This window comes from Thermogemmatispora onikobensis (assembly GCF_001748285.1).
In the GTDB taxonomy this organism is placed as follows: Bacteria; Chloroflexota; Ktedonobacteria; order Ktedonobacterales; family Ktedonobacteraceae; genus Thermogemmatispora; species Thermogemmatispora onikobensis.
Genome location: NZ_BDGT01000053.1, coordinates 18832 through 29552, shown reverse-complemented (window position 1 = coordinate 29552; position 10721 = coordinate 18832). Strand labels below are relative to the sequence as shown.

At 61.9% G+C, this 10721-nt stretch carries 8 protein-coding genes; 5 read left to right on the top strand and 3 right to left on the bottom strand.

The genetic code is table 11. The features are described from left to right. From BGC09_RS18415 to BGC09_RS23155, 3 genes are all read right to left on the bottom strand, one after another. Window positions 1-864: magnesium transporter MgtE N-terminal domain-containing protein (locus BGC09_RS18415; RefSeq protein WP_245688601.1), on the bottom strand; the 864-nt coding region annotated here is incomplete at its 3' end. 809 nt (window positions 865-1673) lie between these two features. Continuing rightward, on the bottom strand, window positions 1674-3203 hold the full coding sequence (locus BGC09_RS18410) for an alpha/beta hydrolase (protein WP_069805692.1): 1530 nt from the start codon (window positions 3201-3203) through the stop codon (window positions 1674-1676). Further along, a complete protein-coding gene (locus BGC09_RS23155) occupies window positions 3200-5128 on the bottom strand; it encodes a bifunctional lysylphosphatidylglycerol flippase/synthetase MprF (protein WP_069805691.1) in 1929 nt (642 codons plus the stop codon). The genes BGC09_RS18410 and BGC09_RS23155 overlap by 4 nt, the downstream gene beginning before the upstream one ends. A gap of 480 nt (window positions 5129-5608) precedes the next feature. Between BGC09_RS23155 and BGC09_RS18400 the strand changes: the two genes are divergently transcribed. The 5 genes from BGC09_RS18400 (at window position 5609) to guaA (ending at window position 10640) form a co-directional block, all read left to right on the top strand. Beyond that, window positions 5609-6280: a hypothetical protein gene (locus BGC09_RS18400; protein ID WP_069805690.1), complete on the top strand. Its 672-nt coding sequence runs from the start codon at window positions 5609-5611 to the stop codon at window positions 6278-6280. A 134-nt stretch (window positions 6281-6414) separates the two neighbouring features. After that, window positions 6415-6660 carry a CsbD family protein gene (locus tag BGC09_RS18395; protein WP_069805689.1) on the top strand — a complete coding sequence of 82 codons (246 nt, stop codon included), beginning with the start codon at window positions 6415-6417 and terminating at the stop codon, window positions 6658-6660. A gap of 609 nt (window positions 6661-7269) precedes the next feature. Then, window positions 7270-7623 carry a cupin domain-containing protein gene (locus tag BGC09_RS18390; RefSeq protein ID WP_069805697.1) on the top strand — a complete coding sequence of 118 codons (354 nt, stop codon included), beginning with the start codon at window positions 7270-7272 and terminating at the stop codon, window positions 7621-7623. A 214-nt stretch (window positions 7624-7837) separates the two neighbouring features. After that, on the top strand, window positions 7838-8605 hold the full coding sequence (locus BGC09_RS18385) for an SDR family NAD(P)-dependent oxidoreductase (RefSeq protein WP_069805688.1): 768 nt from the start codon (window positions 7838-7840) through the stop codon (window positions 8603-8605). A 403-nt stretch (window positions 8606-9008) separates the two neighbouring features. Continuing rightward, window positions 9009-10640 carry a glutamine-hydrolyzing GMP synthase gene (gene guaA, locus BGC09_RS18380; protein WP_245688600.1) on the top strand — a complete coding sequence of 544 codons (1632 nt, stop codon included), beginning with the start codon at window positions 9009-9011 and terminating at the stop codon, window positions 10638-10640. Window positions 10641-10721 lie beyond the last annotated feature (81 nt).

Below are 10721 nucleotides of genomic sequence, written 5' to 3'. Positions count from 1 at the left end.
CTCCTCGCGAGGAAGCTCGGCCAGGACATCGGCCACGTCGTCGGGGGCCAGGGCTGCCAGCAGGCGTGCAGCGCGTTCGGAGTCGAGGCCACTGATAATCTCGGCCTGCAGCGGCAGCTCAACCTCGCTCAAGGTGTCGGCAGCCGTTTCGGTATCCAGGCGCTCCAGCATGGCGCCGGCCTCTTGGGCATCGAGCTGCTCCAGAATATCGGCGATATCTGCCGGGTGCAGGTCGGCCAGCTTTGTGCGACTGACACTCAGCTGGACCTGGGGCACGACGCCGCCGGCCATGACCGTGCCAGCGCCGCTCACTCCGGCCCCGGCCAGGGCGGGAGCAAGCTGCTCGCTGGTGCTTGTCTGCACTACCTGGATCGGCTCCACATAGTTCCAGGTAATAGTTCGGTCCTGCAGACGCAGCGGCAGCACCCGGCTCAGCAGCTCGATGGGAGCCAACAGCCCAAGCCGGCGTAGCAGGCCGCTCGCGCCGATATCCACGCCGATCAGGCGCGCCGTTCCTTTAATCTGCGCCAGCTTCAGATCGTTAACCTTCACGACACGCACGCCCTGCGTATCGACAATCTGCTTATCCAGAATATCGCGCTTGAGCAGCAGCTCATCCGGCTGAGGCGTGTAGGGAGTAATCTCGGCCTGACGAACCTTCAAAGTGATAGGAGTCTCTTCCAGGCTGTGCACCTGGGACCAGGGCACGACCAGCGTATTGGTATTCAATGGTGGGCGCACCACCAGCGCCGTGACACAGGGAAAGGTCTCGCGCGGCGAGACATACAGATCGCCAAGTGTACCCAGGCGCCGCCCCTCGCTATCATGGACACTCTGACGCAGCAGTGTGCTCAAGTAGATCAAGGGTATCACCACCTTTCCTTGTCTGCTCGATAGACAATACAGGCCGGTCGCTCGGCCACAGCAATGTGGTTGAGCGAGAGGAGATAGCGACGTGTGTGTGTATTTGCTTGACGGACACAGTGAATACAGCCTGACCGGGGGCCGCGGGTGGGCGCGGTGCCGGGCGTCGACCCCAGGCCGTAGCGCTGCTCCGCGCTGCTCTGCTAGACCAGAGCATGATGGAGCAAGCCGGGTATCGGCCCGGTCAGTGCTGATGTTGTAGCGGGAAACCCTTGTGTACAGGGGCACCCTTGAAAAAAGGGCACGTAGGACTGACTGGCAGACAGGCGGGAAGTGTTTACTCGATAGCGGCTGACCGCTGGCAGAGGATCGCGCTCATCGAGTAAGGTGGTGATACGGAGGAGACGATGACTGACTGACTAATTGCTCTCCAGAACAAAGGAGTGAGCGATGAGACCGTGCGCCAGTATACGTCGGGCGAAAGCTAGATCCCCCCTACTCGATGAGGCGACACACACTTACCCGCGAGCAGGCATGTAAAAGCTACACGCCTACTACTACTTGGGCCAGCGTCCATGTCCCTCACCTCCTTGGCCCGTTGAGCCGCGGCGCCCCAGAGAGGAGGCGTAGCGCTCGCTATTGCTACTCCGCCCGGTGCTGGGGCTAAAGAATAGACGCGGTCACGGGGATCACACAAACGGAACAAAACAGTAGTATGTCTTGTCAGAGTATAGCACGCTGATGGTGGAATCGGCAAGCTGGTGCGCTGAGCCTCTAGAACTCCACCAGCCAGCCGTCCCCCATTTCTCCTAACTGACTGAGAAGTGAGCGCTCTGGCCCCAGTGGAGCCAGAGCAGGGCATGGTAGAGCTGGGTCTCCCAGACGTGCCACGAATGATAGCCTTTTTCGACATCCAGCGTATAGCGCACGTGGAGCTGTTTGAGCACCTGGGCGAACTGCAGCGTGTCGCTATAGTAAGGCTGGTCCCTGGTGGCCGCTCCCAGGAAGAAGGCCAGCCGCTGGCTGCGGCGATTGCCGGCGATGGTAGAGAGGGGGCTATTAGCGCGTCGATAAGCCGGGTTGCTGCCCCAGATCAGGCCCTCGGCGCGGTAGTAGCCGCCCAGCGAGATGACAAAGCCGAAAACGTCAGGGTGGTGGATAGCGATGTTGGCCGCCCCAAAGCCGCCCATTGAGTTCCCACCGATGGCGCGATCCGCCGGCGAGGGGATCGTGCGGTAGTGGCTGTCAATGTAGTGAACTAAATCGATAGCCACGTAATTCTCCAGCAGTTGTTTGCCATCGCCGCTGTTGCCCCATTCACTGGTTGCACCGGGACGCCCATTTCCATCAGGGAAAACCATCAGCAGCTCAGGAATCTTCCCCAGATCAATCAGGGTATCGGCGGATTGCTCGGCCTTGCCACCGGTGATCCAGTCGACGATCTTACCGGGAGAGCCGTGCAGCAGATAGAGCACCGGGTAGCGCTGTTGTTGGCCGGCAGGCGTATTGTAGGACGGCGGCAGGTAGACCAGGAACGAGCGGCGCTGTCCATGCAGGGCGGGGCTGACGAAGCTGTCCTTGACCACTGTGCCCTTGCTCGGGCGTCCGGCGGCGGTCTGGATGACTGGCGGTGTGTGGATGCCGGTGTCGGGAGCAAAGAGAAAAAGATCGCCTGAGCCGGCTGCCAGCACCAGTGAAGCGACCAGCAGGGCGACCAGGAGCCAGGACCCCACGAGAGTCAGAGGCCGTGATTGAGGGGCAGCAGGCGCTACCAGCTCTGAGGGGGGGAGCGGCGCGGTCTCCTGCAAGGTGGCGAGGGCGGGCCGCTCGTGAGAGCGCAGGCGCTGCCAGGTCTGGGCGATGGGATCGAAGAGCACACGGGCCAGAGCCTCGCCGATCGCACAGCCGGCAAAGGCCGTCAGTAGTGCCAGCGCCAGCAGCATCAGCACCGTGTGAAGCAAGGCCCCCACGTTGAGCGGCTCCAACTGGCCGCCGGGATCATGTACTGGCTGGAGCTCGGCCCCGATGAAATCCTGCAGATAGGCCGACCAAAAGAGCAGGAGGCTGGCAGGTAAAGCACCCGGAAGGCGACGTCCGACCAGGCCCCCGCAGAAACCAGCGCCCGCACAGCAGAAAAGGGCCGTCAGCATCTGGGTGCGCTGTATGTCCAGGCCCAGCGCAATAAGCAGCGCGCTCAGTCCAGGGGTCATGCCAATGGTAAGCAGCGCGCCGCCGAGCAGGGCCCCAACAAAGGAGAGCAGCGGCGGCACAAACGCCCGCAGCGGGCGGCGCGGGCGTTTCTCTCTGACCAGGCCCGAAGGCTCCCATCTATTCTTCATCGATCTATCGTGAGCAGACTCTGATTTGGCAGTCCAGGGACAGGCTCCCCAACCGCTGGACGCTGCTGATGAGCGTTGAGAATGGCCAGCGCGATGCGCGGCAGGGCCAGCGTATTGCTGGCGGCCACGTAGCGGCTCTCCCAGCGCGGCTGAAACTTTTGCTTGAAGCGAAAGAGCGTGCGATGCTCTTCCAGAATATGGACATGCTCCAGCAAAAAGTTGGCGATGGCGCGCTGGCCAGCGGAAAGCTCCTGGTTGGTATCGCTGGCGGCGATCAGACCCAGGCTCATGAGCCAGGCCCCGGCCTCACGGAAGCGCTCGATGGCGCGCACTAAGAGCAGCTCCATGACTCCATAAGGGGCATCAGGAGCGCGACGCATCAAATCGAGGGCCCAGCCCCAGTCACGGCGCAGGCCATCCCTACTGTCCTGGTGACCATAGATTGGCGTAAAAGAGGCAAAAGCGCAGAGCTTGTTCGTGCGATCGAAGGCCAGCCCAAGTGTCAGGCGAGGCACGGGCTGCCGACTCACCTCCGAGTGCGTGCTCTCAGCGGCGATTGCCGCGATCAGATGGGCCCGTTGGGCCATTGCGGGCAACTCGCTGAGGCGTCCCATGCTGAAGCCCATTTCTTCCGTTTCGCGGGCCCCTTTCTGTTGAAGCCAGGCGCGCGAGAGCTGGACCATCTGCGCGTACAGCTCTGGTGGAGGCGCCTCTTCCAACCAACGCAGGGTCACCCCCTCGCGCTCGGCCCGGCGGCTGCTGGTGCGTACGTTGGCCATAGCTGAGCCGCTCAGGCTGAAGCTGCGTGGATCGATGAGGGCCTCCTCGCCAATTTTAAAGATGCTCAGGCCGCAGGCGCGATAATAAGGTAGATAAGCAGGGTGGCCCTGGTAGATGGCCACCTGCCAGCCATTGCGCTGACACAGTTCCAGAAAGGCGCGACTGACCTGCTCGCGTGCCTCCGGGGGACAGATGGGGTCACCGGGGACCACAGCGACCGTGTTGACCAACCGGTAGGCGACGAGGCCCTCGCCATTGGGGGCCAGGTAGCGTAAGTTCGCCGGGTCCAGGGCGAAGAAGGCCAGTGTTTCCTGTCCATAACGCTGCAGCAGATCAAGGGCCTGGCGCTCGACCAGGGCCAGACGCTCCCGTTGCTGGGCAAGCCACCAGCGGGCGCTGACAGGGCGCAGCAAGGCCACCATGCCAGTGAACAAGGCGGTGGCCGCCAGGATGGGCAGCGAGTCCAGAAACCAGCGCGCCCGTCGGGTCAACGGCAGCAGCTCTTGAGCGGGCAGATTCAGCATTCGACGCAGCAGGGCCAGCAGCGTGCCCCCGGTGCCGCTCGTTGTCAGAAACTGCCCTTCGATCAGATAGTAGCCACCGATGCCGTAGAGGAGGAGCAAGGCGGCTCCAATGGCCAACAAGGCAAAGCCCTGGCGAGCTCGCCAGGGATCGCTTGCCACCTGAAAGCAGGGGCGGGCCAGCAACAGTACTCCCCAGAGGCCGCAGGAAAGCAGGGCCTCCTCAAGGGCCAGACCACGCAGCACATGCAGCAAGGCCGACAAGGGTAAGAGAAACATGGTCACTTGCCAGGCGCGCTCTTTGCCACGGGCCAGGCCGAGTGCGAGCAGGATCAAGAAGAAGCCGATCAGCAGCGCGATGGTATGGCTGGTCTGCACGAAGGGCCAGAAAGCAGGCCCAAAAGGCGCCAGCAGAGCGATGGTAGTCAGCAGGTCGCGCAGCAGCTCCAGGCGTCCCGGGTGCGATGGCAGCAAGACCACAAGGCCATTGATGCAGCCCAACAAAGCCACAGTAAGCGCCAGCAGGCCCCTGATCAAGCGGCGTAACAGCGTGACGACCGACTGCCGGTCTGGGCGTGCGGGCGCCGGCGGTGCTACAAAGCGCGAGAAGAGGGTGTTCTTCATAGCCCACCCTCCCCGGCCTTTCTCTCTGGCCTGGTCTGCTTTGTCTGTCTGGTTATCGTGCTGCGTAGGGCAGGCGAACCCGGGACGGCCCTGGCACTACGCAGTGGCTCCGGCGGTGTCATACCCTTCTGCCTGTTCTGTAAGCAACCATCCTTTCAAGGCATGTTCTTGATCCTATTATGGGGAGCCTTTTCAAGGGCTGTCAATAAAGTTGTGGTCTGGCCCAGGCCAGTCCCGCTGCTCCGCGTGAGGGCTGACCTGGGGTAGCTGGGGGGAGCCGGCGGCGACTGCTGTTGGGGTTAACGATTGAAACCTGAGCGACCTATCTCACGTGTTTCTACACGGACCGAAGCTTTGCAAAAGGATTCCTGAAGGGCGCAGCTGCTCCTGGAAGGGAAAGGGATGCAGGTCGGTTTGTACATTTGCAAAACAGCAACAAGCTACTCCGGTCGCTAAAGGGTCAGAGAAAGTGAGCACATTATGGAAGATGTTCATCAGCTCCATACAGCAGCGAAAGGAGCAGGCAGACCGGCGGAGCAGGCCGGGGGCTTAGGCGCGGAGGTCCCAGTTCCTGAGCCGGAGACCGTGCGCGTAGAGCCGGTACAATCGACGCCTGGGGCCAGTGTGAGGAAAGAGGAGGCCAGTCCGGCGCGGGAACCGGCGCGCTTGCCCGAGCGGGGGACGCGCTACGCGCTTATCAGCGGCCTGCTTATGGGCGTACTCGTAGCTCTGGTCACCATTGTCCTCGTCTTGGTGAACGCTGGCCTCTTCAATGAGGCTCATCGCCAGGTTATGCGCGATGCGCTCACTGTGCGAGTAGCGTTGCTGCTAGCCGCCATCTACGGGATTACCTGGCTGGTGGCGCTCATTGTGTCTTTCATCGGTGGTCTCATTCTTGGGCGGATCGCTGTGCGTCGGCGTCTAGGCTTCCTGGCGGGGGCCGTCGGAGGCATTGTCTACTCGCTGCTTCTCTGGCCGACCAGCTTTATTCCTGCCTATCCGGGCAATCTGACTGGTACCGCCACGCTGGATGCCGGCACCGCTGTCTTAGAGGTGCTCTGGTGCCTGTTGTGGGGTCTGGGGGGAGCACTGGTCTGCCTTGCTGGCACATGGGTGGCCTCCGCTCGCCATCCGCACTATCGTGACCGCTGAAAGGGTTGACCCTCTCTGTGATGCTCATAGGCCAGACGCGCGATTGCCGGGGGCATGCTGGCTGTTTGGCTGGCGTACTTGCGCCCAGGAAGAGAGCAGATGATAGATGACGAAGAAAGGAAGGAAACACTACGATGAATAAAGATGAACTCGAAGGCAAGGCCAAAGAGGCTCAGGGTGGCCTGAAAGAGTCACTGGGGAACCTGACTGGCAACGAGCAGCTGCAAGCCGAGGGTAAGGCCGACAAGGTTGAGGGCAAGGCCCAGGGGCTGCTCGGCAAAGTGGGCGAGAAGCTGCATGAGGCTGCCGAGCAGGTGAAGGAGGCTGCCCAACATGCCGGCGACAAGGCCAAAGAGACTAAAGAGGAACATCAGCCCTAGCCTGACCCTCCCTGAGTAGCCTGCTGACTAGCCAGCGAAGAACTGGCTACGTTCAGCTTCTCTTCAGCCTGACACTCCCCGCCTGAAAAGGGCGGGGGTCTTCCTTCATCCTGCCGCCACCCGTTGTGGCCCTGCCATAACGGGTGGCGGCTGGCTGTCCAGAAGCGTTTTGCCTCTTCTGCGAGAGGCCCGTCCCCGATTGCCCGCCAGTACGGAATAGTTCTAAAGCTCTTGTGAGAACAGTGCGCGCAGCATTGTGATCTCGATCGAGCACCAGTCTACAGCCAGGACAGAGGTGTGTCCTCATGGCAAGGCTTTTCTTGACGCTGCTCCCAAAAGAGCGGGGCTTTCCCGTGCCGACGATGTAAGGTGAAGACCGGGGTTCGCTCTCCAGTCCGGGAGCCAGGAGTGAACCCCGGTCTTTTTTGTCTCTGGCCCACCTGGCCGCGGCGGCTCTCCTTTCTGCTGGCTCGTCTGGCTGATTTGTCTCTGTTAACAGAGCTTTTAGCAGGCCATCATCAGCTATTTACAAATTCGTCCTATACTCCTGAAAATACGATTGGCTGGGATAATGGCGCCAGCTTAGTATCAGAAAGTGAGGAAGAAGCTATGCAAGTAATTCGTTGGCAAGGATCAAATCATCCTGACGAGCAAGAATTGCGACAAAAAATGCAGGAGCAAGGACTCGCCCCCTATAGCTGGTCCAACGCTCCGGGGGATACCTATGCCGTGCACAGTCACAGCTACGACAAGGTGCTCTACTGCGTGCGTGGCTCCATCCGCTTCGTGCTGCCTGACACGCCTGGGCCGGAGGGAATTATTGATCTAGGGCCGGGGGATTGCATGATTCTGCCGGCGGGTACGCGCCACAGCGCCTTTGTCGGGCCGAAGGGGGTGACCTGCCTGGAGGCCCAGCGCACGCCGACCAGGCGTCCCCAGGGACACGAGCAGGTTGAACGCTAGCAGCCCTTTCTTTCTTCTCTGGCTGAGCTGTCTTTTCTCTGCCGCCTCGCTCCCTGGATCTGGCGTGTTGGGCCAGGAGGGAGAGGTGCGCGCCAGCGCAAAACCGGCGAAGAGAGCGAGCGGCCCCTTTGCGAAGGTGATTGCTAAAGATATACTATACTTACTGTAACCTGTACCAACGTCGCCTTCACCACATTGCGAAAAGGAGCATACTATGGGACGACTTGATGGACGAGTAGCCTTTGTGACCGGAGCCGGGCGCGGGATTGGCGCAGCGACAGTGCTGCGCATGGCCGAGGAGGGCGCACGTGTCGCCCTGGTCGACATCGATGTGGAGGGCTGCCAGCAGGTCGCACAGGAGCTGGAGCGTCTGGGGGCGCAGTGTCTTGTGCTGCCTTGCGACGTCTCCAAGAACGCTATGGTTGAGGAGGCGGTGGAGAAGACAGTCAGCCAGTTTGGACGGCTCGATATCCTTGTGAACAATGCGGGGATCATTCGCGATAACCTCCTCTTCAAGATGAGTGAAGAGGACTGGGATGCGGTCATGGCCGTACATCTGAAAGGCGCTTTTCTGTGCAGTCGCGCCGCGCAGAAGCACATGGTGCAGCAGCGCTACGGTCGCATTATTTCTCTCTCCTCGACCTCGGCCCTGGGCAATCGGGGACAGGCCAACTACTCGACAGCCAAAGCGGGTCTGCAGGGCCTCACGCGCACCCTGGCCATCGAGTTAGGCCCTTTTGGGATCACGACCAACGCCGTAGCCCCCGGCTTCATTGATACCGAGATGACCCGTTCTTCGGCCCGCCGGCAGGGACTTGATCCCGAGGAAGTCATTGCGGAGGCCTCTAAGCGCATTCCCGTGCGGCGCGTGGGGCAGCCGCGGGATGTGGCTAACGTCATTTGCTTCCTGGCCTCAGAAGAGGCTGGCTTTGTCAACGGGCAGATCATCTATGTCTCAGGGGGACCGGCGCCGCGCTCCTGAACCTTGGTTCTGGCAGGCCCCCCTCTGGCCCTGCTACTTCGACGGGCGGGGCCTGCAAGCCAACCGAGGATAGGAAACCGTCGTTGCTCTCGATAAGGGACCGGGAACGCTGCGCCTCCCTGGCGAGTGGGCTTCCCGGTCCCCGTCCATGCTGCGCTCCCTGGTGGGCTGGCTGACTGTCCTCTCCGGCCCACAGCGGCCCTGGCTGGTACGCCTTGCCTTCTTCGTACCTCTTCGCTTCGGTGAGTCGAAGCGGAGTGATGAGCAAGCGATCAGGCGAGGAGTGGCGGGGGAGGGGATAGCGAGAGAGGCCTGTGAAGGGTTAAAATAGAGACACGTATTACTTCATAAAGCGGGGAGAGTCTCATTGATCCAGGCCATGAAAGGGGAGGAAGGCAGCCTCGTGTCAAACCACGCGCGTCGTCAGGCCATCATTGTGCTCGATTTCGGCTCCCAGTATAGCCGCCTCATCGCGCGGCGCATTCGCGAGCATCATGTCTACAGCGAGCTGGTGCCAGCTGAGACCACGCTGGAGCAGTTGCAGCGTGAGAAAGCTCACCTTGATATCAAAGGGTTTATTCTCTCAGGTGGGCCGGCCAGCGTCTATGACGCCCAGGCCCCGCGCTGTGATCCGGCCATTCTCCAGAGCGGCCTGCCGGTGCTGGGCATTTGTTACGGCATGCAACTACTGGCGCATCAGCTTGGCGGCCACGTCGCTCCGGCTCGGGGCCGGCGCGAGTACGGGCCAGCGACCATTGAGCTGCAGCCCGTCGCTGGTGAGCAGGGCCGGGCCGTGGAGATCTTCGCCGACCTGCCAGGGGCGGATGCCACGGCAGGGGATGGGGATCGCAGCCTGAGAGTATGGATGAGCCACGGTGACAGCGTCGACCAGCTGCCGCCCGGCTTCACTGTGCTGGCGCGGAGCGAGAGCAATCCCTGTGCAGCTATTGCCGGGCCAGGCGGTCTGGTTGGTCTTCAGTTTCATCCCGAGGTCACGCACACCCCGCAGGGGCGAGCAATCCTGCGCAATTTTCTCTTCCGCGTCTGTGATTGTCGCGCGGACTGGACGCCCGGCTCGGTCATTGACGAGACCGTGGCCCAGATTCGCAGCCGCGTGGGTGAGGCGCGTGCCATCTGCGCTCTCTCCGGCGGTGTTGACTCTGCAGTCGCGGCTCTGTTGGTCCATCGTGCCATTGGCGAGCGTCTCACCTGCATCTTTGTCGACACTGGCTGCATGCGAGCTGGCGAACCTGAGCAGGTCGTGGAGACCTTCAGCCGCCATCTGCATATTCCCCTGATCGCCGTCGACGCGCGCCGGCGCTTTCTGGCTCGCCTGGAAGGAATCACCGACCCCGAGCAGAAGCGTAAGATCATCGGCGAGGAGTTTATCCGTGTCTTCGAAGAGGAGGCCCTGCGCCTGGCGCAAGAGCAGGGGTCGATCAGCTTCCTGGTTCAAGGGACGCTCTACCCTGATGTCATCGAGAGCGCAGGGCGCGATACCGCCAGCACCGCCACGCGCATCAAAACCCATCATAACGTTGGTGGCCTGCCAGAAGAGATGACGCTGCAGCTCGTGGAGCCGCTGCGTTGGCTCTTCAAGGATGAGGTCCGCGAGCTTGGCCTGGCGCTTGACCTCCCCGAAGAGTGGGTCTGGCGGCATCCCTTCCCCGGGCCTGGTCTGGCCATTCGCGTCATCGGCGCTGTCGACGAGCAGCGTCTGGAGACCCTGCGTGCCGCCGATGCTATCCTCATCGAGGAACTCCGCCGCGCCGGCCTCTATCGTCAGGTCAGCCAGGCCTTCGCCGTGCTCACTCCCGTACGCAGCGTCGGAGTGATGGGCGATGGCCGCACCTACGCTCAGGTCGTGGCGCTGCGCGCCGTGACTACCGAGGACTTTATGACCGCGGACTGGGCCCGCCTCCCCTACGATCTGCTGGCCCGCGTCGCCAATCGCATCGTCAACGAGGTGCCTGGCGTCAACCGCGTCGTCTATGACATCACCTCGAAGCCGCCTGCAACCATCGAATGGGAGTAGTCGCTTTGACCTGCCAGGCAGATCGCTGCCCCCACCTCGCTCAGGTGAGCCAGACGGGGGCAGTGTGCTGGCAGTCCACAG

Bases quoted from the DNA above. Each gene is read 5' to 3' on its own strand.
- BGC09_RS18400 (WP_069805690.1), top strand. From the start codon at position 5,609: ATGGAAGATGTTCATCAGCTCCATACAGCAGCGAAAGGAGCAGGCAGA.
- BGC09_RS23155 (WP_069805691.1), bottom strand. From the start codon at position 5,128: ATGAAGAACACCCTCTTCTCGCGCTTTGTAGCACCGCCGGCGCCCGCA.
- BGC09_RS18385 (WP_069805688.1), top strand. From the start codon at position 7,838: ATGGGACGACTTGATGGACGAGTAGCCTTTGTGACCGGAGCCGGGCGC.
- BGC09_RS18395 (WP_069805689.1), top strand. From the start codon at position 6,415: ATGAATAAAGATGAACTCGAAGGCAAGGCCAAAGAGGCTCAGGGTGGC.
- BGC09_RS18410 (WP_069805692.1), bottom strand. From the start codon at position 3,203: ATGAAGAATAGATGGGAGCCTTCGGGCCTGGTCAGAGAGAAACGCCCG.
- BGC09_RS18390 (WP_069805697.1), top strand. From the start codon at position 7,270: ATGCAAGTAATTCGTTGGCAAGGATCAAATCATCCTGACGAGCAAGAA.